Source organism: Granulicella sp. S156 (assembly GCF_009766105.1).
Taxonomy (GTDB): domain Bacteria; phylum Acidobacteriota; class Terriglobia; order Terriglobales; family Acidobacteriaceae; genus Granulicella.
The window spans coordinates 233,285-259,451 of sequence record NZ_LMUH01000022.1 but is presented as its reverse complement, the minus strand read 5'-3'; the positions used below and the strand labels follow the sequence as shown (position 1 = coordinate 259,451).

Here is a 26,167-nt window from a genome sequence, read left to right as displayed (position 1 = left end):
TGCGTTAAAGGCTTTAAAGGTCGCGGCGGCCTTCGAGGGCGCGGGTCATAGTGACTTCGTCGGCGTACTCGATATCGCTGCCGGCGGGGACGCCGGTAGCGATGCGGCTGATGTGCAGCGTGGGATGGGTTTTGCGGATGTCGTCGAGCAGGTAGCGCGCGGTGGCTTCGCCTTCTACGGTGGGACTGGTTGCGAGGATAAGCTCTTCGGCATCGCTAAGGCGTGGCCAGAGGTTGCGCAGGCGTAGCTGCTCGGGGCCGACGCCGTTCACCGGCGAGAGTGTGCCGTGGAGCACGTGATAGACGCCGCTGTAGGTGCGGGTCTTTTCGATGGCGTTGATGTTGGTAGGCTCTTCGACGACGCAGATCAGGCGCTGATTGCGCGCGGGGTTGGTGCAGTAGGCGCAGGGGTCGACGTCGGTGATGTTGTTGCACACCGAGCAGAGACGAAGGTGCTGCTTCAGAGCGCGGATGGCGTCGGCGAGCGTGGTGGCGTCATGATCCGATGCCCGCAGAATGTGGAAGGCATAGCGCTGCGCGGACTTGGTGCCGACGCCGGGCAGCTTGCGGAGTTCGTCGATGAGCCGGGCCATAGGCTCGGCGAAACGGGTAGCCATAAGGTAGCAAACAGGAAACAGCAAACAGGTAAGAGACTTAGAAGCCCGGGAGGCCGAGGCCTCCAAGCATGCCTGCGGCATTTGATTGGGCCGCGTCGTCGGCCTTGCGCGAGGCTTCATTGACGGCGCCGAGGATGAGGTCTTCGAGCATGGTGATGTCGCTTGTAGCCGCACTTGCGGCAGCGGGGGCTATGGTGAGCTTGAGCAACTCTTTCTTGCCGTTCATGCGAACGATGACTGCGCCGCCGCCCGAAGTGGCTTCGACGACGGTCTCGGCGAGGCGATCGTCCATCTGCGACTTCATCGCCTGCACTTGCGAGAGCATCTGCTGCATCTTGTCGAGATCCATAGGGGCCTTTCGGTTTGTTAATCTTTGCCGCGGAGGTCGATGACTCTACTGATCTCGGCGGAGAAGAGCTGCTGCGCCTGCTGGACGATAGGATGCTTTGAGGCGAGATCGGCGGCGCTGCCCTCTGCTGCCGGCCGGGAAGACTTCTTGGTGGGCGAGGCTGAGGGTGTTCCAGGGATGAACTTGAGCTTCAGTGTGCCCGCGTTCTGCGCTCGCATCACGGTCTTCAGAATGCGGTCGGCGTCGGCGTTGAGCAGGATGGGAAGCATCGTCGCGGAGAGCGTGGTATGGAGTTCGAGCGTATCGCCGTTCAGCGAGAGATGCGCGTCCTCCACCTGCTCGGAGGCCGACTGCTGGCCCTTGGTATTGGCCAGCGCTGTGACAAAGGCCTGTTGAAGGGCAGCGAGGTCGAGGCCTGTGTCGGCGGGTGCAGCGACTGCCGCTGGAGGAGGAGGTGGGACTGCCGCGACAGGAGGTGTGATCGCTGCGGCCGGAGGAGCAGCCACCGTGGCTGGAGGAGCAATCACAGTGGCAGGAGGAGTAATGACCGCGACGGGAGGTGCCGCGATGGCGGCTGAGACAGGGGCAGCTTCAGGCGGAGACACAACGAGGTGCGGGCGAGAGTTCGGCTGCGGAGTGATGCTCTCAGGCTGTGGTGCCGGTGCGGGGCGGTCGGCCAGTGCGAGGGCACCTTCGGTTGTGGTGTTGATCGCGGTCGAAGCTGCTGGCGAAGAGGCGGTTGGGACCTTCCGCGTGTGGTCGGCTTCGAAGGGCGAGGAGGGGAAGGCGGGCGGATTCGCGGCCTGTGCCTGAGTTGCTGGAGGGCTTACCCTGGGCGCAACCGGGGCGCTGGGAGTTGGCGCTGGAGCGGCGGCCTTGGGAGCCGTCGTCGCAGAGGTGGTCCCCGGAGTCGATGGAGTGCCTGGATTCTTTGCGGGGGCACCGAGCTGGCTGAGCAGGTCTTCGATAGGGATGAGGCGCTGGACGTGGACGAGCTTCAGCAGGCCAAGCTCGAGATGGAAGCGCTGTTCCTGGCGATAGCCAAGCTCGTCGAAGGTGCGAAGCATGATCCCGAGGAAGCGTGAGAGCTCTTCCTCGGTAAAGAGTGTGGCGGAACGGGCGGCGCGGTGGCGCTCTTCGGGCGAGATCTGCAGCAGGTCGGCGGCGACGCCGGTGGCATCCGTGCCTGGAGCCAACCCCGTGATCTTGGCGACGATGCAGTTGCGGATATAGCGTACGAACTGGCGCGCGAGTTGCGGTGCGCCGTTGCCGGCGTCGAGCAGGCGATTGACGATGGCGAGCACGTCGGCGCTGGAGTTGGCGTGGACGGCCTGCAGAACGTCCTCGTAGACGACGTTCGAGACCGAGCCCATGAGCTCGCGTACCTGTCCGAGCTCGAGTGCCGGACGGCCCTCGACCAGCGGTGCGCTGGCGATGGCCTGGTCCATGATTGAGAGCGCGTCGCGCATGGAGCCGTCGCCGGCCTCGGCCAGCAGTGCGAGCGTGGCCTCGTCGACGACGATGTTCTCCTGCTTGGAGATGGAGGTGAGCTGGCCGACGATGTCGTCGAGTTTGACGGCGTGAAAGCTGAAGTGCTGGCAGCGCGAGCGGATGGTCTGGGGGATGTCCTCGGGCTGCGTGGTCGCCATCATGAAGACGATGTGGTCAGGCGGCTCCTCGAGGGTCTTGAGCAGGGCATTGAAGGCGGCGTCGGTGATCTGGTGCGCCTCGTCGAGGATGTAGATCTTGTACTTGTCGCGCGAGGGGCGATAGCGGGCGGCGTCGCGCAGCTCGCGGATCTCGTCGATGCCGCGGTTGGTGGCGGCGTCGATCTCGATGACGTCGACGGCGCTGCCGGAGCGGATCTCGAGGCAGCTATCGCAGACCTCGCAAGGCTCGGGCGTGGGGCGCTCGGGGGAGCCGATGGCCGTGCGGCAGTTGAGCGCGGAGGCAAGGATGCGCGCGATGGTCGTCTTACCGATACCGCGATGGCCGGAGAAGATGTAGCCGTGCGCGATGCGGTTCTGCGCGAGCGCGTTGAGCAGCGTTCGGGTGACATGGTCCTGCCCAACGACGTCACTGAAGCGCTGGGGGCGGTATTTGCGGGCTAGAACTTGATAGGCCATCGGGCGAACTTGATTGTATCGTCCGGGGGTGTGGGTTTCGAGGACAGGAGCTATGCCTTTGCCGTTTCAGCCTTTTTGGCCTGCTTCCGCTTCGCCAGCCGGGCGCGGCGCTCGAGCTCGGTGTCGGAGAACATCGTGCCGCGGCACTGCGGAGCGCCGCAGTAGCAATCGGCTTTGTCTGCTTCGTCGGCGTCGTAGAGGTTGTACTCGTAGAGCAGCTCTTCGCCGGCGGCAATGTTGCGGATGGCGCGAACGAAGACGCGGCCGCCCCTCTCTTCGCTCTCGCAGTTGGGCGCGCAGGAGTGGTTGAGGAACATCGCGGTTCCAAAGCCGTCGATCACGGCACCGTTGTCTCCGAAGCCGAAGATGTAGGTGACGATGCGGTCGGCATAGCGCTCGTCGGCGAGCTCTTTGGAGAGGCGGGGGCCGTCGTACTCGATGATGCGGCGGCCGCGCGGAATGGCGTCCAGCGTGTAGCATCCAGCGGCGTGGATGGAGGAGGAGCGGATGAGGAGGCGGGGGGAATTGGTAGTTTTTGCGCGCGGCATTGGCCGGAGTATAGCAAGACCCAGGGTGATGAAAGCAGGGATGAAAGCATTTTTGCAGGGAAGGGAGGTTATCGGGAGGCCGGGAATGTCGTCTAATAGGGGATATGAGCGGAAAGAGGACAACAGTTCGGTTGGGACTGGCTATCGGGGCGCTGACCGTCAGTTCGATGGTTTGGGCGCAGACTCCACAGACCCAGCAGACTCCGCAGGCCAACTGCACCACGAAAGACGCGCAGGGAAACTCAGTTACCGATCCGAAGTGCGCGACGCCGACACCGGCAACGCCTCCGCCCAGCGCGGCGCAGCAGTTTCCCTACCCAGGGGAGACAACGCCCAGCGCGGCGAACCCCAATGTCCCGCTGCCGAACCCCGGAGGGCTGAAGGATGCGGGCAGCTCCGGCAGTTCGACCAAGCCCGATGATTCCAGCAGCTCGAGTAGTTCGAGCTCCAGTAGCTCAAGCTCCAGCAGCTCAAGCTCCAGCAGTTCGAGTGATCTCAATGGGCTAGGGCCGGATCCGGATAGTAAGTCTCCGTTAGACGATCCTCCGCCGGAGCCGAAGAAGCCGCGCAGAAAGCTGCCGGCGGTTCCGCGGCAGTCTCCTACGGAGCGTGTCGACGAAGACCTGAAGGTAGCGCAGTACTATGCGGATGATGGGAACTTTCGCGGGGCGTATCTGCGGTCGAAGGATGCGGTGTCGTTTGCGGATGACGATCCGAACGCGCACTTCTCGCTGGCCGAGTTTGCACGGAAGCTGGGCAAACTTGACGAAGCTGTTAAGGAATACAAGCGTTGCCTCGAGCTGGATCCGATCCCGAAGCAGAAGAAAGCGTCGCAGGAAGCTTTGAAGGAGATGTCCGGGTCGTAAGGGCTGTCGTTTTATAGCATTTTCACGAATAGCGTGGTGAGGCTGTTTTTGATGCCACTCCTACCGTGTCATCTCGACCGAAGGCGGCGCTTTTGCCGCCGTAGCGGAAAGACCTGCATGTTGCAGAGCGCGATGCGAATGTTTGTGGCGCGCTCTGCGTCAAGACCTGCATGTTGCAGAGCGCGATGCGAATGTTTGTGGCGCGCTCTGCGGAAAGACCTGCATGTTGCAGAGCGCGGTGCAAATGTTTGTGGCGCGCTTTGCGGAAAGACCTGCATGTTGCAGAGCGCGGTGCAAATGTTTGTGGCGCGCTTTGCGTCAAGACCTGCAGTTTGCCTGTGCCAGCACTACCGTCTGCGCATGCAAGCTGCAGGTCTCTCCACTACGCATGACGATAAAACCATCATGCTCCGGTCGAGATGACAGTTCTGTGGTGATTCATTCATGCACCACACTGTTTAGCTGTCGAAGTCGATATCGCGCCGTATACGGTCCCGCATCGCGTTGGTGGTGGTATCCGATGGTGGCGCTGTGGCTGCCGGTTGCATCCGGGCATAGCGACGGTGCCACATCCGGATCAGCAGAGCAACTCCTAAGGTTGCCAATACCAAGGCGGCGAACGGAACGATCCAGGCGACGTTGTCGAAGCCTCCGCGAATGGGCTCGGCTAGGACGATCGGGCCGTACTTGCCGATGAACCAGTTGAGGACTCCGGCCTCCGGCAGGCCGGTAGCGATCTGGGTGTGCAGCTCGTCGATCATCGGGCCGGAGACGGGGCAGCCGACGTGGTTGCACTCCAGCAGAATCTGACCGCAGCCGCACTGGCACATGAGCTTGTGCCCGATCTTGTCGAAGCTGGTGGAGGGCGTACCTGCGCCGAGCATGGTCACGGCGAGAAGGCAGACGAGCGCAATCTGGAGCAGACGTCTAGGCATGGGAGCTTCCATCGACGGCGGCGAAGGCGGGGTGTGCTTCGAGCTTTGGATTAGGAGCTTCGAGTGGTGAATTTTCCGTGGCTTCTACGCGACGAGCTCCAGGTTTCAGCGGTGGAACCAGCGCGATGAAGGTGCCGAAGATGATGATGCCGACGCCGATCCAGATCCAGTTCACCAGAGGATTGAGGATGATCTTGATGATGGGCCGGTCGGTCTCGGGATTGCGGCCCATAAACACGACGTAGAGATCGTGCGCGAGCGTGGAGTGGATCGCAACGATGGTCGAACTCTGCTGGCTGGCTGTATAGAAGCGTTTTTCCGGAGTGAGCTGAGTTATTTTCTTGGCGCCGTGGAAGACGTCAAGCAGGGCGAAGTCGGTGTCGTAGTTCGCGTTGGAGTCCTGCGAGTAGCTCTGGCAGACGATCTTGTAGCCGTTGAGCTGGACGGAGTCACCAAAGCCCATCTCCACCTCTTTGGACTGGTTGAACGCAGAGCCTGCAAGCCCGATGAACATCACGATCACGCCGAAGTGGATAAAGTAGCCGCCGTAGCGGCGTGTGTTGCGGCGCACGAGCAGAAATATGGAGGTCGCGAGGTTCTTGCCTGTCTGCGTACGAACGACGCCTGCACCGCGGAGAAACTCGGAGAAGATGGCGGTAATGACACCTGCTCCCAGCGCGAAGCAGACCAGCGCATAGATGCTGGAGGTGGAGTCATCGTCCTTCCAGGGACGAACGCCGCAGGCCATCAGCACGATAGCCGTGGCGAGGATGGCGATGCAGGGCAGGATGAAGTTGCGGCGGATAGCGCGCAGCGACGTAGACCGCCACGACAGCAGAGGCCCAATGCCGGTGAGAAAGACCAGTGCCAGGCCGACGGGAACGGCGACGCGGTTGAAGAACGGCGGCCCCATAGTGACCTTCGAGCCTTGCACGAACTCGCTCAGCACCGGGAACAGCGTGCCCCAGAGGACGGTGAAGCAGGCCGCCAGCAGGATGAGGTTGTTGAACAGGAAGCTCGACTCGCGCGAGACCAGCGATTCCAGCCTGTTTTCGGCCTTGAGGTGGTCGCGCTGATACAGGAAGGTGAACAGGCACACGACGAAGACGATCACCATGAAGGTCGTGAACCAGGAGCCGATGGAGCTCTGCGCGAAGGCGTGTACGGAGCTGACGAGGCCGGAGCGCGTAAGATCCGTGCCGAGAATGGTGAGCAGAAATGTCGTGAAGATGAGCCAAACGTTCCAGCCCTTCATCATGCCGCGTTTTTCCTGCATCATCACGGAGTGCAGAAAGGCGGTGCCTGTGAGCCATGGCAGGAAGCTGGCGTTCTCGACCGGATCCCAGGCCCAGTAGCCGCCCCAGCCGAGCACGGCGTAGGCCCAGTGCATGCCGAGGCAGATGCCGCAGGTGAGGAAGAGCCAGGTGACCATCGTCCAGCGGCGGGTGATGTGGATCCACTTCTCGCCGGGGTAGCGCATCATCAGAGCGCCGAGTGCGAAGGCGAAGGGGACCGAGAAGCCAACGTAGCCGAGATAGAGCATCGGCGGATGGATGACCATCTCGGGATACTGCAGGAGAGGATTGAGGCCGAAACCATCGGCGGGGACGACGCCTCCGGGTACGCCGGCGAACGGCGGCGCGGCGAAGACCAGGATCAGAAGGAAGAAGACCTGGATGGCGGAGAGGATGGTTGAGGCGTAGGCGCTCAGCGTGATGTCGACTTTATGGCGCAGGCGCAGCACAAAGCCGTAGGCGGCTAGTAGCCACGCCCAGAGCAGCAAGGAGCCTTCCTGACCGGACCAGAGCGCGGAGAATTTGTAGGCAGGAGCCAGCGCACGGTTGGTGTGGTGCAGGATGTAGTCGACCGAGTAGTCGTTGGTAAAAGCCGCCCAGATGAGCGCGAAGGCCGCACAGGACACCGCGACGAAGCTCATGAGACCGGCACGGCGCGAACTCTCGCGCAGATGCTCGGCGGAGATGGCGAGTTGCCGGCCTGTGGAGATCGCCCAAAGCGCGAAGGTTCCAGACAGGAAGGTGTAAGCGCCTAGCACCAGGGCCAGAAGCAGTGAGAAGCTGCCGAACGACGGCATGGGATGGGGCATTGTAGGCGTCCTTCGCTTTCGCTTTCATTCTCTCAAACTTCCGGGGATGGAGGCGGAGATTGGCGAAGAGACGTGCGCTATTCGGTTTTACAGGCGATAAGGAGAGGGGCAGGACGCAGCAACTGTGAAACTGAATTATTCGGCGTGGGTGACGAGCCGATGGACGCTGGCGAGGAGATGATCGGGCAGCAGAGGCTTGAGCCGGAAGTGGATGTCGAGGCCCTCGTACTCCTCCTCGGCCTCGATCATGCCGCTGATGACGAGGATGGGGATGCGGGGCTGGAACTCGCGCAGCTTACGGACGAACTCGGAGCCGTTCATGCAAGGCATGACGTGGTCGGTAAGGATCAGGTCGATGGGGGCTGGAAATTCGTCGCTGCGGAACTGCTCTAGAGCACGTTCAGGGTTGAGGACCGCGATCACAAAATAACCTGCTCGCTTGAGAATCGTCTGCCGGGTGGCAGCCTGTACAGCGTTATCGTCAATGAGCAAGATGGTTGCGGGCATGCATTCCTCATCCAGGTCCTGGTGGTGTAACCGATGCCTTGATATCTGCACCTCGGGCTACCAGCAAAAATCTGGATCTATTTAGTTAGTGGATGCGAATTTTAGAATAAAGGCTGTCTCTGTCTTCGGTATAGGTGAAAGATGAAGTTGCCGAGGGGAGAGGAATGGGGAGGGGCGCCTCTCCAAAGTACACCTGCCTGTTTATGAAATCGGACCCAGCACGAAGAAGTGCTCGATCTTTGGCAAGCCTAGCAACTCCTGCCACCGAAGTTGTCACGTGTCTGTCATTAAGCAGTTGCAATTCGTCCCCGATACTGCGAGGAGCCGTAAAAGCCTTGACGCAACGAGCGCGGCGGTTCGCAACGGCACGCGACGGCAGCAGTGCTTATGGAAAGATGCCTCCCTGGTACGAATACCGTCGCGCATCGTTGCGAACCGTTGCGTCAAGGTTTTACGACACCCCGCAGTGGAACGATGGCAGTGCACGGGGGTCCGAAAGCCCTTGTCAGAGCAGTGCGTTTGTACGCCCAGCCACTCTTCCACACGAATTGTTTTCCAAAATGCTTGATAATACAGCTATGAAGCGCCGCGTTATCAGGCAATATGAGTTCATACGCAAGATCGGCGCGGGCGGCAGTGGCGTTGTGTTTCTGGCCAACGACACCCTGCTGCAGCGTCCGGTGGTGCTCAAGCTGCTGAAGCGCGGTTCGCAGACCCCTGAACAGGTGCGCGCTACCCAGTTGCGCGAGGCGCGGCTGGCCTCGGCCATCGACCATCCCAACGTCTGCGCCATCTATGAGGTCGGCGAGTCGGACGACGAAGCCTACATCGTGATGCAGTACATTCCGGGCAAGTCGCTGGATAAGGTCATCGAGGAGGGCCCGGCGAACGCGCAGCTCGTGCTTTCGAGCGGCATGCAGATCTCCGACGGTCTGGCCGCGGCGCACAATCTCGGCATCTTCCATCGCGACCTGAAGCCTGCGAACGTCATGCTGACCGATGGCGGGCTGATTAAAATCCTCGACTTCGGCTTGGCCCGGCAATTGAAGCGTGAGAATTTGGACTTCGATCCCGCTGGCCCGGCGCAGCTGCAGACACCTGCCCTGGCTGGGCAAACTTACACAGCGCGCGGTGGAACCATCGCCTACATGGCGCCAGAGCAGTTCGTGACTGGGCAGAGCAGCATCCAGAGCGACATCTTCGCCCTGGGGCTGATTCTCTACGAGATGGTCAGTGGGCGGCACCCGTTCCACCGGCCCGACGCGCAGGAGCTGCAGAGCATTCGTGCGATCCAGTTCGCAGAGCCGCCGCCGCTGCGCGAGATTATTCCGGACATGTCGATAGAGCTGGAGAGCGTGATTCTCCGCTGTCTCGCCAAGCAGCCTTCAGAGCGCTATGCTTCGGCCGCCGAAGTCCGGGAGAGCCTGAAGACGATCGTCAAGACGCTGCAGCTCGATTCAGTCGTCATGCCCGGCGAAGGCGCGATCAACATGCCAGCGCAACAACGCCTGGACATGGAGACGCCCGAGGAAGAGAAGCGGACGACAGGCATCCTCTCCATGCTGGCCGAGCGTTTTCGCGATAGCGTCTCCACCACGGCCAGCAAGGGAACCAACATTGTGGTGCTGCCGTTTGTGAACCTTGGAACGACGGCTGCAACACCGTTCTACGGCTATGCGCTGGCGGATGCGTTGGCGGCGCGGCTGGCGAAGGTTCCATCGCTGGTCGTGCGGCCTTCGAGCGCGTTGATGAATGTTCCGACGCAACAGCTCGATCCGCTCAGCATCGGGCGCAAGCTGATGGTGAACTACGTTCTGGCGGGCAGCTTCCTGCGTTCGGAGAGCGGCTTCGACCTGAACTGGCAGCTGCTGGATGTCGAAGGCCAGAGCGTGCGGACTGGCGGCGCGATCAGCGTGCAGAGCTTCGATCTGATCTCGGTGCAGACCGAGATCTGCGACGAGGTCTTTGGCGAACTGCATGGTTTTGGCGCCCTGCAGGGTGGCATGGGAGAACCGCAGCGCCGGGACTCGCTGGGAGACAACGTTTCTGAGGATTACCTGCAGGCGCGCGCGCTGCTGTCCTCGTTTATGTCGCGGACCGGGAATCGCGAGGAGCTTGATTACGCACGCGAACTCTTTGCCAGCGTTGTTTTGCAGGATGCGGCTTATGCGCCGGGGTGGTCAGGCCTTGGCATTACGCACCTGCAGTATGCGCGGCACGGCCTGGGCGGCCAGATGCATGTGCTGGAGGCGCGGCGCGCCTTCGATCGCGCGCTGGAGCTCGATCCGGGGTCGGTGGAAGCGAACCTCTATCGCGTGTACATGCTGCTGTCGCGCGGTGAAAAAGAGAGTGCGCGCCATGGCATCGAACATCTGCTGCAGCAGGCGAGCAACGATTGGAACGTGCACCTGGTAGCGGGCCTTACGCTGCGCATCGACGGCATGTATGAAGAGGCGCTCGATCAGTTCAATACATCGCTGCGGTTGAATCCGTCGAATGCGGCGATGATCTACAACCATCGCGCCAGGGTCTATCAGTATCAGAACCAGCTGGAGCTGGCTGCGGACGAGATTGAGAAGGGGCTTACGCTCGAACCGCGACAGCCGCTGCTGCGCATCTCGCAGGGATACCAGCAGATGCGCGAGGGCCAACTGTCGCGTGCGGTCGACACGCTCGAGGGTGTCATTCGCGACGACGCGACGATGCGCATCGTGTTCCCGACGATTGCGATGTGCTACGTGCAGCTCGGCGACCGGCACAAGGCCGCGGAGTTCATCCTGGAAGAGACACTGGCTGCGGCTGAGGCCGACAGTGAGATGGCCTACAGGTTGGCGACGTATTTTGCGGTGGAAGGCGACGAGTCAGAAGCTTTGCACTGGCTACGCCGCGCGATCTATCTGGGCAATGAAAACTATCCGTGGTTCAGCAAGAACCCGGCATGGCGCGGTATGAGCGAGCACGGAGATTTTCAGCGCGCGCTCGACGACCTGAAGAAGAGCTACCGGCGAAACCAGAAGAATTGGAAACGCCTGTTGGCGCAGGTGATGCATTAGGGCGCGGCTGCAAGTTTGAAGTTTGCAGTTGTTGTCTTTTCTCTTGCCTTTCTGGTTTGTCATTCCCTACGGGAATGACAAACCAGAAAAACAAAAGCAACTAAAACGGCCCTCGCTCGCGAGGGCCGTTTGTTTTTAGCGCCAGTCAGAGATCAGCGAGAGGAAGGTTCGAGCGGCATAGGCTGGTTGAGGCTGAAGATAATCTCGGTGCCTGCATGCAGCGTCTCCTGGTTCTCCTGCCTCAACCACACGACCGTGCCCACGCCAGCGCCGATGCCTGCGCCAACCACCGCGCCTACGCCACCACCTACCACCGCACCCGTAACCGCGGCAGCGCCTGTGGTGAGGCCGAGGGTCGTCATCGTGCCCTTGCTGTGGTCGTTGCCTACAATGGTGCCTTCTCCGGACACATGCGAGTTGCGAACGTGGGCGAGGTCGACGACCTGGGCATCCATCCGGTAGGTGACACCATCCGGCAGAGTAACGAACTCCGGTTGAAGATGAATGTAAGCCGAGCCATTGATTCGGCGGCCTTCGTGGAGGCTAGTGACGCGGCCACTGAGAATGGAGCCGGCCGGGATGATGACTCGGCCATGGTGCTCGATGTTCTGTGTGAGCTCCGCGTGGAAGGCCGCGCCGCGCTGGGTCGCCTGCGTCGAAATCTCGCTATCGAGACGTGCCCGCAACAGGGTCCCTTGAGGCAGCTCATTGCCGGAGCTGGGAACGTCGATCACGACACCGCTGTTGACATCGTCCGTAACAGTCAACGATGGATCACGGCGAACGATCTGTGCGGTCTGGATGGGGGGCTCTTGATACCCATCGGACGCCGAAGGTCCAGACACTGCGGCGTCGCGCTCGTGCAATACAGGAGCGGATGACGCTGAATTATCAACAGGGATGGCCGGAGAGGGCTTTTGGTAGTGCTGGGCCGGAGCCGGAGTCGTAGCGGTAATGGGGTCGCTGAGGTCTTCTGGGTGCGAAACACCTGCTGTCTGCGCGAACAGCGGCGCGGCAAGCAGAAGGGAGGCAGCGGTAGTAAGACTTGGAATCGTGAGCTTCATGGGCCGGTCCTCGGATCAGGCGCAAAAGCGCTTGTGCTTAGGATAGGACTTCGGACAGGGGCTATTCGTAACTATCGTGCTGCGAGGCATCCGGCGGGTTAACACGGAAAGTGTTGTGCGTATCACCACAAATCCGGGTGCCCCATCTTCGGCGCGCGTTCTTTGCGCGGCTAAGGTGGGCATTCGCGAAGCGAACCGCTCCTGCCCATTTTTCTTCTTCCTCAGGCTTAAGTGGCAGTAGCCCCAGTGTAATGGTACGAACATCATGGGTGAAATAGTCATAGGCTGGAGCGGTCGGGCGTTCGCCCGATGCCCACCTTAGGCGCAAAAAGCGCGCCGAAGATGGGGCACCCGGATTTGCGGCGGCACTTACAACGCCCTACTTGCGCGGTCCGGCAGCAATCACACTCTCGTAGTACTCCTCGTAATGAGGAATGATGCGGGTGGCGCAGAACTTATCCTGCGCTGTCCGCCGGGCAGCCGAGGACATGGCTTCGAGACGCGCAGGGTCGGTGAGGAGCGAGAGTGCACCGGCGGCCATGCCATCGATGTCGCCGACCTCGTAGAGCAAGCCGTTCTCACCGTCGTCGATGAGTTCGGGGACACCGCCTACGCGGGTAGCGATAGCAGGAACGCGGCAGGCCATCGCCTCCAGTGCGGCGAGGCCGAAGGACTCCATCTCGCTCGGCATCAGCATGAGGTCGGAGAGGCCGAGGAGCTCGTTGACGTTCTCCTGCTTGCCGAGAAATTCAACGCGGTCGGCGATGCCGTGGCGCAGGGCGAGAAACTCGGCGGCAGAGCGCTCGGGGCCGTCTCCGATGAGCAGCAGCCGCGAAGGGATCTGCGGCGCAATGCGGGCGAAGACTTCCACAACATCAAGCACGCGTTTGACGGGGCGGAAGTTGGAGAGATGAACGAGGATGCGTTCGTTTGCGGCGGCGAAGCGAGGGCGCTGTTTGGCCACGAGCTCCGGGTCGCGCGTGTAGAAGTCGCAGTTGACGAAGTTGCGTATGACTTCGATGTCGCGCTTGATCTCGAAGGCCTCATAGGTGCGGTCGCGCAGATAGCTGGAGATGGCGGTGACGCCGTCAGACTCTTCGATCCCGAAACGCGTAATAGGCAAGTACGAGCGGTCGAGTCCAACCAGCGTAATGTCAGTGCCGTGGAGCGTGGTGATAAAGGGCAGATGGCGACCACGCGCGGCGAGCATCTGGCGAGCCAGCAGGGCACTGACGCTATGCGGAATCGCATAGTGAACATGCAGCAGGTCGAGCGAGTGAAACTCCGCGACTTCGGCCATGCGCGTAGCCAGAGCGAGATCGTAGGGAGGGTATTCGAACAGCGGATAGTTCGAGACCGGGACCTCGTGATAGTAGATGTTGGCCTCGCGGCCGGTGAGCCGGAAGGGCTGCGAATAGGTGATGAAGTGGACCTCATGCCCCCGCGTGGCGAGCTCGATGCCCAACTCAGTGGCGACCACGCCAGAACCGCCGTAGGTGGGATAACAGGTGATACCGATCTTCATAGCTCGCTCGCGTTTCTCCGCAGACATCCTAGAACTGTACGTACCGTTAGCTGGTTAAGTCTCTGTGCTCGTACGGGAGAAAAGCCTTGACGCAAAGTTCGCCAAGATAAAGAGCCAAGTTTCGCCACGGCTGCCGTGGCGAAACTTGGCTTCCTTCGCGACCTTTGCGTCAAGGCTTTTTGTTTGCATCTACTCAGCTCTCTCGGAGGTGATCTCCCCATAGTGGATGAGCTCAGGTCGTGAAGGATGCAGGGAATCGAAGGCGGAGAGCAGAGCCGCGTATTCGATCTCGCGTGTGGCGCGAAGCCGAGTGGTGATGGCGTCGAGGTCGCTGTCGTTGTAGCCCGGATGACAGACAAGCTCCCAGACGCCCTCCGGCATGGTTGTGAGCAGGTCACGCAGGGCTGCGGCATCCAGATGCCCCGTCGCCGAGATGCCGATGGTGCCGTCTGTCGTAAGGATGCGTCCCTCGCGAATCTGCGGCAGGGCTTTGAATCGTTTGCGAAGAGGTTGGATCAGCCTGATCTGCAGGCCGCGCATTAAGCTGCTGTGGCCGAGCGCGAGACTCCAGGGTTCTTCAAAGGGACTGCGGATAGCGCCGATCCCGGTCTTCTCTGCGATGGAAAGAAGCGGGCGGGCGACACTGGGGAAGATATGCGTGTGCTTGTGGGTGTCGAGGTGCGTGAGCGGAATGCCTGCCTGCTGAATGCGCTGAATCTGCGCCAGGGCCTCGCGTGCGATCTCGTCTTCGTTGATCTTGCCGCGCAGGACGGCGCTGAGGAAGCTGGAGAGCGTAGGCCGAAAGCTTTTGCCGTCGGGGCCGAGGAGCGTGGGAATACTCTGCGGCGGCGAAAGCGGAACGCCGTCGGTGAGCACAACATGGCAGCCAACGCCCAGCGTGGGATGGGCGCGAGCGATGGCGATGGCATCGTCGAAGGCTGGGCCATTGGCCATCAGCGTGGCGGACGTAAGTGCCCCTGCCTGATGCAGTTCGAGAATGGCGCGATTGATTCCGCGCGTGAGTCCGAAGTCGTCTGCGTTGATGATGAGGCGGGTGGTCATGAAGGAATTTCTGTAGCAACGGCAACATCCATGCTCTTCCGGTTGTAACACGGTATACTAGTAGTCAGATTCGGGCGGCATCTGCCAGTAGCTTAGGCGGAGTGGCACTGGAGAAGAAGAGTTATGAGTCTCACCCAACTTCGCGACCGCGGAGCACCGACGTCCCTGCCAAGAGTTACGGCGGATGTCCTCCTACAGAAAAAACGTGCAGGCCAGCCCATTACGGCGTTGACCGCGTATGACTTTCCCACAGCACGCCTTGTCGATGAGGCGGGTATCGACCTCGTATTGGTCGGCGATTCTGTCGGAATGGCCGTTCTCGGCTACGAGAACACATTGCCTGTCACGATGGAAGAGATGCTGCATCACACTCGAGCTGTCTCGCGCGGTGTGCGGCATGCGCTTCTAGTGGCGGACATGCCCTATGGCTCGTACCAGGCTTCTATCGAGGACGGGATCAGGAACGCCACTCGTTTCATGAAGGAGTCCGGCGCGCAGGCGGTAAAGATCGAAGGCGGCCACAAGCACGCCGACCTCGTCGCACGCCTGAGGGATGCCGAAATTCCAGTCATCGGCCATATTGGCCTGACGCCGCAATCGGTGCATCGCATGGGAGGCTATCGCGTTCAGGGACGATCCACCGAGGCCATGGATATCCTCTGTGCGGATGCCGTGGCGCTCGAAGCCGCGGGAGCGATTGCCATTGTGCTGGAAGGAATTCCGCGCGAGCTTGCTGCCGTGATTACCGCCAGGAGTGCTGTGCCGACGATCGGCATCGGCGCGGGCCCTGACTGCGATGGGCAGATTCTGGTCTTCCACGACCTGTTCAACCTGACGTTCTCGCCAGCTGCGAAGTTTTCGCGACAGTACGCCGATGGCGCCGCATTCTTCTCGCGTGCCATCGAGCAGTATCGGGACGATGTCGCTGGACGTTACTTCCCGAGCGACGCTGAGAGCTACCACCTCCCGCGCGAAGTTCAGGCGGAACGGATTGAATCGGATGCCGAAGAGAAGCATCTGTGTAAGGCATAGGTGATGAGAATCTGTCGCACCAGTAGCGAGATGCAGCAAGCGTGCCGGGAGCTGAAGAAGAATACTGTTCCGGAGCGGGGCCTGGGTTTTGTTCCTACCATGGGTGCCCTGCATGCCGGGCACCTCTCGTTAATTGCGTTGGCTCGAGCGGAGTGTGATGTCGTAGTCGCTTCGATCTTCGTCAATCCTCGTCAGTTTGCTGCGGGAGAGGACTTCGCGGTCTATCCCCGCGAGTTTGAAGAGGACTGCCGCAAGCTGGAGTCCGCCGGCGTAGAGATTCTTTTCGCCCCCGCGCCAGACGATATGTATCCCTCCGGTGCAACTACTTTTGTTGAGGTAGAGGGCATAGGGAATCGGCTCGACGGAGCTTCACGGCCGGGCCACTTTCGTGGAGTGGCTACGGTAGTCGCCAAGCTGTTCAACATCGTCGGCCCCGACCGCGCGTACTTCGGCCAGAAGGATGCAGCGCAGGTTGCGGTGCTGCGGGCGATGGTGCGTGACTTAAACTTTCCCGTGAACCTCGTTGCCTGCCCGACCGTTCGCGAAGAAGACGGCCTCGCGATGAGTTCGCGCAATCGCTATCTCTCTGCCGACGAGCGCCGTCGCGCTCTCATTCTTTCTCGCACGCTGGAAGCCGCGCAGCATCTGGTGAAGACAGAGGTTCGTGGCGCGCAGGTGTTACGCGATGCGCTGCCGGAAGCGCTCGCTGCTGATCCACTGCTGCAGATCGACTATGTGGCCGTCGTCGATCCCGGCACGCTGGAGCCCATCGAGAACATCGATAACGGAGCCCTGATTGCAATCGCTGCCTGGTTCGGCAAGACGCGCCTGATCGACAACGTTGTGATTGAGCCGGTGGCGCAACGTGCAAACCCTGATCTTTCGCAGGCACCTGCAAGGGAGTTGTCCCATGCCTAACATTCTGCTCGGTGTTTGCGGCGGTATTGCAGCTTACAAGTCCGCCGAACTCGTGCGAGCTCTGCAACGGCAGAGCATGCAGGTGCGCGTCGTGATGACGAAGGCAGCCGAGGAGTTTATCCGGCCGCTGACCTTCGCTTCGCTAACCTCGCACAAGGTCTTCACCAGCTTGTGGGACTCGCAGGTAGAGACGGTAGATGACGAACTCTTAATCGAGCACATCACCCAGGCCCAGTGGGCTGACCTGCTGCTCATCGCCCCGGCAACAGCCAACACGATGGCGAAGTTGGCTCATGGCATCGCCGATGACTTTCTTTCCGCAACCTACCTCGCGAACACAGCGCCCGTTATCTTTGCTCCGGCGATGAACGTGAACATGTGGAACCATCCTGCCACGCAAGCGAATCTGCTTACACTGCGGCAGCGCGGACATCATATCGTCGAGCCGGAGAGCGGATACCTCGCTTGCGGCATGACAGGCAGTGGCAGGTTCCCTGAGATCGACGCGATTGTGGAATCTGTACTCAGTGAGCTGCAGATCTCCCGCGATCTTGCTGCGGAGACCATCCTGATTACCGCAGGCGGCACCCGCGAGCCGATCGATCCTGTTCGCTTTCTCGGCAACCGTTCCAGCGGCAAGATGGGCTACGCGCTCGCCGCCGCCGCGCAGCACCGCGGTGCGCGAGTCATCCTCGTGACCGCTCCGACGGCTCTTCCTGTTCCGGAAGGTTGCGAGGTCGTACGAGTAACGACCGCTGCGGAGATGCAGGACGCAGTTCTGAACCATCTGCCGCGTGCTACCGCTGTGATCAAGGCCGCCGCTGTAGCCGACTTTCGAATGAAGCACGCCGCCCCGAGCAAGCTGGAGCGCAATGGTCCGCTCACGCTCGAACTGGAGCCCACCGAAGATATCGTGCGTCGAGTCGTGGACGCCCGCCGCCCGGGAACGCTGGTTATCGCGTTTGCCGCCGAGATGGGGCTGGATCTGGAGCGGGGCCGCGAGAAGCTGCTCCGTAAAGGCGCGGACGCGATTGTTGTCAATGACATAACACAAGAGGGGCTGGGTTTCGATTCTGACCGAAATGCTGCGACACTATTAACCAGGGTGCAATCGATCGACCTTCCTGAATCATCCAAGAGACAACTCGCGGAACGGATTTTGGATGAGATGCTTCGTCTGCGAGGTTTGGTTCCTCAACGAGGCTCGGCTGCTTCCATAGAGAGAGAAGAAGCACTGAGCGTCTGACCCAATACCCGGCCTCGGTGCGTTGCACGAAGGAGTTTTCATTGTCATCGGTAAACAGCACCATCGAGTTGATACAGATCCAGGAAGATCGCGGGGAGTCATCCGCCGCAACGACCTGCAGTTCCAAGCTTGCGAGTCCACCGTGGCTCTTTGACACCCAGACTCCTGAGTACGGCCCGGGAGCCTCGATGGAAGATTTTATTCCTGCCGCCACTCCCCGCCAGGGACAGATCCCCAAGGAATACCGCATGGCCAGCGATGCGGAACTCGACCTGCGCATTCGCGCGGCGAAGCACTCGCTGGGGGATCGCGTCGTGATCCTCGGCCACTTCTATCAGCGCGATGAAGTCGTCCAGTACGCGGACTTCGTTGGCGACTCCTTCCAGCTTGCGCGCGCTGCCACATCGCGCCCCGCGGCTGAGGCCATCATCTTCTGCGGTGTGCACTTCATGGCGGAGACCGCCGACATGCTCTCCGGCCCCAAGCAATCCGTGATTCTCCCCAACCTCGCCGCAGGATGTTCGATGGCCGATATGGCCGACATCGATTCCGTCAGCGAATGCTGGGAGCAGCTGGAAGAGATCTACGGCACCGCTCCCGATGCCAGCGGCCGTGTGCCGGTTATTCCCGTTACCTACATGAACTCGTCCGCGGCGTTGAAGGCCTTCTGCGGAGAGCGTGGCGGCATCGTGTGCACCTCGTCGAACGCCGCTGCTGTACTGAAGTGGGCGTTTGAGCGGGGCCAGCGCGTGCTGTTCTTTCCCGACCAGCACCTCGGCCGCAATACGGCGAAGGCGATGGGCATTTCCCTGGAGCAGATGCCGATGTGGGACCCTCGCAAGCAGCTTGGAGGCAACACTCCGGACGCCCTCGCCTCGGCGCAGGTCATTCTGTGGCACGGGTTCTGTTCTGTCCACAAGCGGTTCTCGGTGGAACAGATCGAAGCTGCTCGTGTTCAGCATCCCGGGGTTCGAGTGATCGTTCATCCCGAGTGCTCCATGGAGGTAGTCGATGCGGCGGATGAGTCCGGTTCCACGGACTACATAGCGAAGGCCGTTGCTGCCGCACCCGCAGGCACAACCTTCGCCATTGGCACTGAGATCAACCTGGTGCAGCGGCTGGCTAATCAATATCCGCAGCACACCATCTTCTGTCTCGATCCGGTGATCTGTCCCTGCTCCACGATGTATCGCATTCATCCTGCGTATCTGGCCTGGGTACTGGAGTCCTTCGAGCGCGGTGAAGTGCTCAACCGCATCGCGGTGCCTGCTGCAATCACCGTGCCGGCGCGTGTGGCGTTGCAGCGCATGCTCGATGTTTCCCCAGCACCTGTTGCGAGAATCGTCCAGTGAGCGAAGTCATTGTTGTAGGAAGTGGTATCGCGGGTCTGATTGCAGCCATCGAAACAAGCCGCAAATATGCAGTCACTCTGATCACCAAGGCGGAGCTGAGCGAGAGCAACACGCGCTACGCGCAAGGTGGTATCGCTGCGGCTCTCTTTGAGGACGACAGCGTCGCCGAGCACGTCGCCGATACACTACGCGCTGGTGCGGGTCTCAGTTCCAAATCTGTGGTCGAGGTGCTTTGCTCCGAAGGCCCAGCGCGTGTTCGCGATCTGATCCGTCTCGGCGTTGCGTTCGACCAGCACAATGGAGAGCTTGCGCGCGGACTCGAAGCAGCCCACTCGCGTCCACGCGTGTTGCACGCAGGCGGAGACGCTACGGGCTTTGCCATCGAGTCGGCGCTGGTTCACACGATCCGCGCAACTGGAAACATCACGATCCTGGAACACACCTTTGTCAAAGACCTCATCCTGCACGATGGCCGAGTCGTTGGCGTAGAGATCCTGGATGCGACCGGCAATCCTCGTTCCCTGAGTGCCGATGCCGTGATCCTGGCCAGCGGCGGAGCAGGTCAACTCTATCTGCATACGACCAACCCAGCCGTCGCCACCGGCGATGGAATCGCTATCGCGCTTCGTGCCGGAGCTGAGCTTGCAGACCTGGAATTCTATCAGTTTCATCCGACGACGCTGGCCGTGCCGGGCAACTTTCTCATCTCCGAGGCGCTGCGTGGCGACGGCGCTGTGCTGCTCGATGCCGAGGGCCATCGTTTCATGAAGGCAGTGCATCCCGGTGCAGAGCTCGCACCGCGCGATGTCGTCGCACGCAGTATCGCGGAGCAGATGGCAGCACAGAACGGAGCTCCTGTCTTTCTGGACGCCTCTGCGTTAGGTGCTGACTTTCTCAAAGAGCGCTTTCCAACCATCGACGCAGCCTGCCGCACTTACGGCTTCGACTGGGCGAGTCAGCCTGTTCCCGTCACGCCCGCAGCGCACTACTGGATGGGCGGCGTACGCACCGACGAATGGGGACGCACCTCGCTGCCGGGCTTGTTTGCTGTTGGCGAAGTCGCCTGCACCGGAGTCCACGGCGCTAATCGTCTAGCCTCGAACTCACTGCTCGAAAGCCTCGTCTTCGCATGGCGCTGCGCCAGCCTTCTGTCGAATGACGATTTCAGTGGCAAGGCATGGCCCGTCTTCACCGATGAAGCCACAGTGCTTCCGCTGCAACAGGAAGTCGGCTCAGCGACACCGGTAGACCGCAAGGCGTTGCAGACACTGATGTGGGAGGCCGTAGGCATCTATCGCGAAGAGAGCGTGCTTCTGCGTGCTGCGAAGCAACTGTGTCTCTGGAAACCTAACGGTACGACGGCGAGCGACTATGAGACCGCGAACCTGCTCGATCTGTCCCGTGTCATGGTTGCGGCGGCGAGTATGCGGCAGGAGTCGCGCGGCGCTCACTGGCGCAACGACTTCCCTGAAACCTCGCCGAACTTTCACCACCACCAGTACTTTCGCAGAGAGGGAAGCGCGCGATGATTCCCCAGAGTCTTATCGATCAGGTCGTAAAGATGGCCTTGGCCGAAGATGCCCCATGGGGCGACCTCACGTCGCAGAACTTTATCCCGGAGACCGCAACGGCCACGGCCCATCTGGTCGCGCGCGAGCCGGGTATCTTCTGTGGAGCCAAAGTCTTCGCGACAGTGATGTCGACGACCGACGCGAAGACCTCGACGATCTTTCCTGTCGAAGACGGCGCATCCTTCAGCGCAGGCGAGACCCTCGCCACCGTCACCGGCTCGGCTCGCTCTGTGCTGCAGGCGGAACGCATCGCGCTGAACTTTATCCAGCGGATGTCCGGCATTGCCACGCTGACTGCAAAGTATGTAGCGGAGATCGCAGGAACGCGTGCCCGCATCGTCGACACCCGCAAGACCACGCCGGGCCTCCGCGCGCTGGAGCGCTACGCCGTGCGTTGCGGCGGAGGGTCGAATCACCGCTTCTCGCTCTCCGACGCTGTCATGGTGAAGGACAACCATCTTGCAGTGCTTACAGCGAGCAGCAAGCTCGGTGTCACTGCGGCCCTGCGCGAAGCACGTGCCAAGCTTCCGCACACGGTCCACTTTGAGGTGGAAGTAGACCGCATCGATCAGATCGAGCCTGTGCTCGCCGCTGGTGTCGACACGATCATGCTCGACAACTTCTCGCTCGAGGAACTGCGGCAGGGAGTCGCCCTCGTCGCCGGCCGTGCGCTGGTGGAAGCCAGTGGCAACGTCAATCTCACCACAGTAGGCGAAATCGCCCGCACGGGCGTCGACATTATCTCGGTAGGCGCGCTCACGCATAGTGTGCGAGCGTTGGATCTCGGCCTGGATATCGAGATTGAGGCATCCGCCTAAACGTACGGCTGCCCCGTTATCCTCGAACGAACAGGAGCACACCCTCGTGATCTACCTCGACTCAGCAGCGACAACGGCGGTCCGCCGTGAAGTGCTTGAGGCGATGTGGCCCTACATGACCGCGGAGTTTGGTAACCCCTCCAGCCATCACTCACTTGGCGAAGCCGCGGCCCAGGCGCTAAAAGAGGCACGCGCCACCATTGCTCAGATACTCGGTTGCCGCGCCAGTGAGATCATCTTTACCTCCGGTGGCACAGAGGCCGACAACCTTGCGATCAAAGGCATCGCGCTGGCTGCTCCACGTGGCCGTCACATCGTAACCTCCGCCATCGAGCATGAAGCCGTGCTCGAATCGTGTGACTACCTGCATCGTCATCACGGCTTTGAGATCACCTATCTTCCCGTCGATCGCCACGGACTTATCTCCCTGGATCAAGCGACTGCGGCGATTCGTCCTGACACCACACTATGTTCCATCATGCTGGCCAACAATGAAGTGGGCGCCATTCAGCCGATCCGCGAACTAGCGGAGATAGCTCATGCCGCGGGGGTTCCTCTGCATACGGATGCGGTGCAGGCGGCCGGAGCTCTCGACCTGAATATTGGCAAGCTCGGTGTGGATGCCCTTAGTCTCTCCGGTCACAAGTTCGGGGCGCCCAAGGGAACCGGTCTGTTGTATCTGCGGGGCCGTTTGACGATTGAGCCGGTACTGCATGGCGGAGGACAGGAGCGCGGCCGCCGATCGGGAACCGAGAGCGTCGCCGGAGCAGTGGCACTGGCCAAGGCACTTCAGCTGGCGGAAGCCTCGCGCCCTGAGAGCGCGCAGCGTCTCAGCCAGCTTCGCGATGATTTCATCGCTGCCGTGCTCACCGCCGTTCCGACTGCGATCCTTACCGGTGATCCCATACAGCGTCTGCCGGGCAGCGCATCTTTCTGCTTTCCAGGAACGAGTGGTGAGGCTGTGTTGCTCTATCTTGAACAGCACGAGATCATCTGTTCCAGCGGATCGGCCTGTGCAGCGGGCGCGGATCGTCCCTCGCACGTGCTTCTGGCGATGGGGCTGGCCCCCGAGGTGGCTCAGACTGCGGTGAGATTTACTTTGAGCGAAGGCACGACAGCGGAAGAGCTAAACAAGGTGGCGCGAACCATACGTGACGCGATTCAGGCTCTCACGCGAAGAGCATGAGCGAAGCCCGCAGAGCGTAGCGATCGAAATTCCTTCTTTTATTCATCAGGAAACGCATGGGGATTCCCATGCGTTTCCCTTGATGGCCCTGTTATCTTCCCGAAGCTTCTAGCGGCGATCGTAATGATGATGATAATGATGCCGGTAATGACGGTGATGCCGATGTCCAACAGCAATCACCACTTGAGCACCCGCTGGAACTGCCAACGGTGCAAGGAAAAGCAGAAGCAGTAGGCCGAGCGCAAATTTTTTCATACTTGTACGATGTCGGATGGAGTGCGGTGGTTGTTGTCTGTGTTAAATAAATATCTAGTATCAGCAGGTTACAGATGTTTGACGATGAACTCTGTAGCCGCAAGATGGGTCGATTCCTTCATCGCTGGAGACCCAACCCCTGCAAAATACAGAGGCTACTCCTTGAAAGTCGGGTTACATTCATAAGGTTATGGATACTGTCTTGAAGCTGGCGACACCTGAGGACCAGGGGTTTCTCTCTGAACTATTCAACGAGATCCGCTCCGTGGAGTTCGCTCCCCTGGGGCTTCCGCAGCTGGCGCTTGAGCAGCTGCTGGGGATGCAGTTTCGTGCGCAGCAGAGCGGGTATGCGGCGCAGTTCCCGCAGGCTGTAGACCGGATTCTCTGGAGCGGGAAGACGCGGATCGGTCGCATGTTGGTCGACGAAAGCGCGAACGGAATTCATTTGGTGGATATAGCGTTCCTGGCGGCCTATCGAGGACAGGGCCGTGGAACTCAGCTCCTCCAGGGCCTCCGCGTTCGGGCCCTACAGGCAGGGCTGCCGCTGCGTCTTTCTGTGCGTTTCGGCAACCCGGCTGAACGGCTCTATGCTCGGCAGGGGTTTGTCCGCACCGGCGGGGACGGGATCTATGTGACGATGGAGCTCCGCGAGCCGGGAGCGATCGACGAGGTGGCAAACCTCGAGTCACATCTTGTAACGGAGATGGCGGAGAACGTCGAACAGGGATATACCGGGGCCTACTTCCGCACATGGATTGGCCGCACCGTGAAGGCGCGCGGTCTGGAGGGCGTTGCGGTCGATCTAGCCGTGGACGATGTGAAGGCCATGCAGGCGCCAATAGGAGGTCCGGCAGTCGATGTGGGGGACAGCTTTGTCATCTACTTTCGTGGGCCTGTGAGTCCAGCTCTGCCCACTGCCTGCGCCGATCTTACGCCGCTGGACGGCGAAGACATGAGCATCTTTCTGGTTCCGATTGCGTGCGATGCCGGCGGTATGAAGTACGAAGCCATCTTCAATCGAATGACGCCTCGTGTGTAAGGACCTCCTCTAGTGCCGTCAATGCGTTGCTGCGCGAGGGGCTCTCGCACATCAGACGGCTATATCCTTGTAGGAATGAATCGATGGAGGTGGAGATGAACATTGAACAGTTCATTCAAAGGTTGCCGAAGGCAGAACTACACATGCATCTCGAAGGTTCCCTCGAACCTGAGATGCTGTTCTCTTTGGCGGAGCGTAACGGAATCTCGTTGCGGTGGCCATCTATCGAGGCGCTCCGCGCTGCCTACGAATTTGCCAATCTGGAAGACTTTCTTGCGCTTTACTTCGAGGGCTGCCGGGTCTTCGTAACCGAGCAGGATTTCTATGATGTGACCGCCGCCTACTTGACGAAAGCAAGTGAGCAAGGCGTCTGGCGTGCGGAGATCTTTCTCGGCCCGCAGAGCTTCACGGAGCGGGGCATCCCGCTCGAGGCGATCATGGGCGGCATACTTGGCGCTATCAAGGATGCTCACTCCACTACAGGCATCAGCGCCGGTTATGTCGTCAGTGTGCATCGCCACAGGTCCGTTGAGGACGCGCTGCAGGTGCTCGACGCTATTGCGCCATGGGCGGAGCAGGTCGCCGGTATCGGCATGGGTGGTCCCGAGGTCGGTTATCCACCGGGTCGATTCAGGCCGTTCTATCTCAAGGCCAAAGCGTTGGGATATAAGACCACGGTTCATGCGGGTGAAGAAGGCCCACCGGCATATATTCGGGAGGCTCTGGATATGCTGCCCATCGATAGGATTGACCACGGGGTTACTGCGCACGGCGATGAAGAGTTGATGGATCGACTTGCCGCGAACCAGATGCCCCTCACGGTTTGCCCGCTCTCCAACCTCCGTCTGAAGGGATTTCCGTCGCTCGAGGTTCATCCGCTTAAGAAGATGTTGGATCGCGGGCTGCGAGTGAGCGTCCACTCTGACGATCCACCGTACTTCGGGGGTTACGTCAATGAGAACCTGCTTGCGTGTTCGAAGGCTCTGAATCTATCGCCTGAGGACCTTGCCGCCCTTGCGCGCAACAGTTTTCTGGGCTCTTTTGCGCCGCCGGAAGAGATTCAGAGGGCCGTGGTAGCGGTCAATCATCATCTCGATACTTTCTGGGCGAGCAATCAGTCCCATAGGCTTGTCGGGACTGATTGACAAGCCTATGGGACTGAAGCACTGGTGAGTTTCGTAACGGCCTTTGACGCCGGGCTCTTCCGGAGCTTGTCACAGGAACTTATTTGCACGGCTCTGTCTTTAACTTCGATAGCCGTTTGACGACACGCCATAAACCCGGCCCAGCTAATTAAACGTGCCAACGCTCATATGCAACGAGACCGGAAGCTTCGTCGTCGGAGCCACGGCGCTTTCAAGATAGCTAAACGTCGCACCGCAACTCCCATTACCTTTCACGGAATCTCCGGGAACGAGGAACGCGGCGAACCGCCCGAGGATGCCGTGATCGAGTAGATAGGTGTCCTGGGTGAAGACGGCTTTCGTGCCGAAGGTGAGATGGAAGCTGGTTACCTGCTGCTGCACCGTCGCGGAGGTGCCAGGCAGCCGGAGTTGGCTGGACGCGTTCGACAACGCACTTGTGCCTGCCGGCTGTGCAACAACCTTCTGCAGAGTCAGATATCCCACTGCATCGTCCTCCAGAAATGCGGTAAAGACGGAACCTATGTGTTTTTCAAAAGTGGCTTGTGTCAGAAGTCCCTGGGCATAGGCGCCGAGACTGGCATTGGTGAAGACATCCCCGCCCAGACGTTCGGCGAATAGCGATTTAGGCAGCGCAGCAAGGGTAATAGTCGCAGCAGTAGCTGCAAGGAAATGACGACGGCTAGACATCGGACACCTCTAAAAACGAACAGCTTGGAAAGTTTTTCAATCCTACTCGCAATCGCCGTAGTTACTCCTTAAAAAAGAACAAGGCATATAAATTCTCATTAATCCCCGCTTTATTGCTTGCTGAAATCAATATCCCAGAGTAAAGTTGCTTTCGAATCTAGGT

Annotated in this window: 22 protein-coding genes; 11 read left to right on the top strand and 11 right to left on the bottom strand. The window is 60.4% G+C overall.

Translation table 11 applies throughout. From position 1 onward, the window contains the following. Positions 1–13: 13 nt before the first annotated feature. Genes recR through GSQ91_RS16735 form a run of 4 tightly spaced genes read right to left on the bottom strand, consistent with a single transcriptional unit; the run spans position 14 to position 3,639 of the window. Positions 14–616, bottom strand: coding sequence for a recombination mediator RecR (gene recR, locus GSQ91_RS16750; protein ID WP_158822903.1), 603 nt, complete (start codon positions 614–616; stop codon positions 14–16). 37 nt (positions 617–653) lie between these two features. Next, the gene (locus tag GSQ91_RS16745; protein ID WP_158822902.1) at positions 654–965 is read right to left on the bottom strand and encodes a YbaB/EbfC family nucleoid-associated protein; all 312 of its coding nucleotides are present in this window, start codon (positions 963–965) and stop codon (positions 654–656) included. A 17-nt stretch (positions 966–982) separates the two neighbouring features. Beyond that, entirely contained in the window at positions 983–3,091 is a 2,109-nt protein-coding gene (gene dnaX / locus GSQ91_RS16740) for a DNA polymerase III subunit gamma/tau (protein ID WP_158822901.1), read from the bottom strand. Between the two features lie 50 nt (positions 3,092–3,141). Further along, positions 3,142–3,639 (bottom strand): SET domain-containing protein, encoded by a 498-nt coding sequence (locus tag GSQ91_RS16735; protein ID WP_158822900.1) that lies wholly within the window; start codon positions 3,637–3,639, stop codon positions 3,142–3,144. Positions 3,640–3,743: 104 nt separating this feature from the next. On the opposite strand from GSQ91_RS16735, the gene GSQ91_RS25745 reads away from it, so the two are divergent. Further along, positions 3,744–4,505, top strand: coding sequence for a M48 family metallopeptidase (locus tag GSQ91_RS25745; protein ID WP_216845295.1), 762 nt, complete (start codon positions 3,744–3,746; stop codon positions 4,503–4,505). Between the two features lie 458 nt (positions 4,506–4,963). On the opposite strand, the gene GSQ91_RS16725 is transcribed toward GSQ91_RS25745, so the two are convergent. The 3 genes from GSQ91_RS16725 to GSQ91_RS16715 form a co-directional block, all read right to left on the bottom strand. Continuing rightward, positions 4,964–5,440, bottom strand: coding sequence for a cytochrome c-type biogenesis protein CcmH (locus tag GSQ91_RS16725; protein WP_158822899.1), 477 nt, complete (start codon positions 5,438–5,440; stop codon positions 4,964–4,966). Then, the gene (locus GSQ91_RS16720; RefSeq protein WP_158822898.1) at positions 5,433–7,544 is read right to left on the bottom strand and encodes a heme lyase CcmF/NrfE family subunit; all 2,112 of its coding nucleotides are present in this window, start codon (positions 7,542–7,544) and stop codon (positions 5,433–5,435) included. The genes GSQ91_RS16725 and GSQ91_RS16720 overlap by 8 nt, the downstream gene beginning before the upstream one ends. Before the next feature lie 135 nt (positions 7,545–7,679). Next, the gene (locus GSQ91_RS16715; RefSeq protein ID WP_158822897.1) at positions 7,680–8,051 is read right to left on the bottom strand and encodes a response regulator; all 372 of its coding nucleotides are present in this window, start codon (positions 8,049–8,051) and stop codon (positions 7,680–7,682) included. A 578-nt stretch (positions 8,052–8,629) separates the two neighbouring features. Between GSQ91_RS16715 and GSQ91_RS16710 the strand changes: the two genes are divergently transcribed. After that, positions 8,630–11,104, top strand: coding sequence for a serine/threonine-protein kinase (locus GSQ91_RS16710; RefSeq protein ID WP_158822896.1), 2,475 nt, complete (start codon positions 8,630–8,632; stop codon positions 11,102–11,104). Between the two features lie 152 nt (positions 11,105–11,256). On the opposite strand, the gene GSQ91_RS16705 is transcribed toward GSQ91_RS16710, so the two are convergent. From GSQ91_RS16705 to GSQ91_RS16695, 3 genes are all read right to left on the bottom strand, one after another. After that, the gene (locus GSQ91_RS16705; protein WP_158822895.1) at positions 11,257–12,168 is read right to left on the bottom strand and encodes a hypothetical protein; all 912 of its coding nucleotides are present in this window, start codon (positions 12,166–12,168) and stop codon (positions 11,257–11,259) included. A gap of 379 nt (positions 12,169–12,547) precedes the next feature. After that, on the bottom strand, positions 12,548–13,693 hold the full coding sequence (gene bshA, locus GSQ91_RS16700) for an N-acetyl-alpha-D-glucosaminyl L-malate synthase BshA (RefSeq protein WP_158822894.1): 1,146 nt from the start codon (positions 13,691–13,693) through the stop codon (positions 12,548–12,550). A 189-nt stretch (positions 13,694–13,882) separates the two neighbouring features. After that, entirely contained in the window at positions 13,883–14,755 is an 873-nt protein-coding gene (locus GSQ91_RS16695) for a ChbG/HpnK family deacetylase (RefSeq protein ID WP_158822893.1), read from the bottom strand. A gap of 123 nt (positions 14,756–14,878) precedes the next feature. Here GSQ91_RS16695 and panB point away from each other — a divergent pair, with 123 nt between their 5' ends. From panB to GSQ91_RS16650, 9 genes are all read left to right on the top strand, one after another. Beyond that, entirely contained in the window at positions 14,879–15,787 is a 909-nt protein-coding gene (gene panB / locus GSQ91_RS16690; RefSeq protein ID WP_158822892.1) for a 3-methyl-2-oxobutanoate hydroxymethyltransferase, read from the top strand. 3 nt (positions 15,788–15,790) lie between these two features. Then, the gene (gene panC, locus GSQ91_RS16685; protein WP_158822891.1) at positions 15,791–16,705 is read left to right on the top strand and encodes a pantoate--beta-alanine ligase; all 915 of its coding nucleotides are present in this window, start codon (positions 15,791–15,793) and stop codon (positions 16,703–16,705) included. After that, a complete protein-coding gene (gene coaBC, locus GSQ91_RS16680; protein ID WP_158822890.1) occupies positions 16,698–17,951 on the top strand; it encodes a bifunctional phosphopantothenoylcysteine decarboxylase/phosphopantothenate--cysteine ligase CoaBC in 1,254 nt (417 codons plus the stop codon). Before panC ends, coaBC begins: the two co-directional genes overlap by 8 nt. 41 nt (positions 17,952–17,992) lie before the next feature. Continuing rightward, on the top strand, positions 17,993–19,303 hold the full coding sequence (gene nadA / locus GSQ91_RS16675; protein WP_158822889.1) for a quinolinate synthase NadA: 1,311 nt from the start codon (positions 17,993–17,995) through the stop codon (positions 19,301–19,303). Continuing rightward, complete coding sequence (nadB, locus tag GSQ91_RS16670) at positions 19,300–20,832, top strand: L-aspartate oxidase (protein ID WP_158822888.1); 1,533 nt, start codon at positions 19,300–19,302, stop codon at positions 20,830–20,832. The genes nadA and nadB overlap by 4 nt, the downstream gene beginning before the upstream one ends. Next, on the top strand, positions 20,829–21,692 hold the full coding sequence (nadC, locus tag GSQ91_RS16665; protein WP_158822887.1) for a carboxylating nicotinate-nucleotide diphosphorylase: 864 nt from the start codon (positions 20,829–20,831) through the stop codon (positions 21,690–21,692). The genes nadB and nadC overlap by 4 nt, the downstream gene beginning before the upstream one ends. Before the next feature lie 46 nt (positions 21,693–21,738). Next, the gene (locus GSQ91_RS16660) at positions 21,739–22,878 is read left to right on the top strand and encodes a cysteine desulfurase family protein (RefSeq protein ID WP_158822886.1); all 1,140 of its coding nucleotides are present in this window, start codon (positions 21,739–21,741) and stop codon (positions 22,876–22,878) included. Positions 22,879–23,335: 457 nt separating this feature from the next. Beyond that, positions 23,336–24,172: a GNAT family N-acetyltransferase gene (locus tag GSQ91_RS16655; RefSeq protein WP_158822885.1), complete on the top strand. Its 837-nt coding sequence runs from the start codon at positions 23,336–23,338 to the stop codon at positions 24,170–24,172. Positions 24,173–24,267: 95 nt separating this feature from the next. Then, positions 24,268–25,317: an adenosine deaminase gene (locus GSQ91_RS16650; protein WP_254064649.1), complete on the top strand. Its 1,050-nt coding sequence runs from the start codon at positions 24,268–24,270 to the stop codon at positions 25,315–25,317. Positions 25,318–25,461: 144 nt separating this feature from the next. Here GSQ91_RS16650 and GSQ91_RS16645 read toward each other — a convergent pair whose 3' ends face one another. Beyond that, entirely contained in the window at positions 25,462–26,004 is a 543-nt protein-coding gene (locus tag GSQ91_RS16645) for a hypothetical protein (protein WP_158822883.1), read from the bottom strand. Between the last annotated feature and the right edge of the window lie 163 nt (positions 26,005–26,167).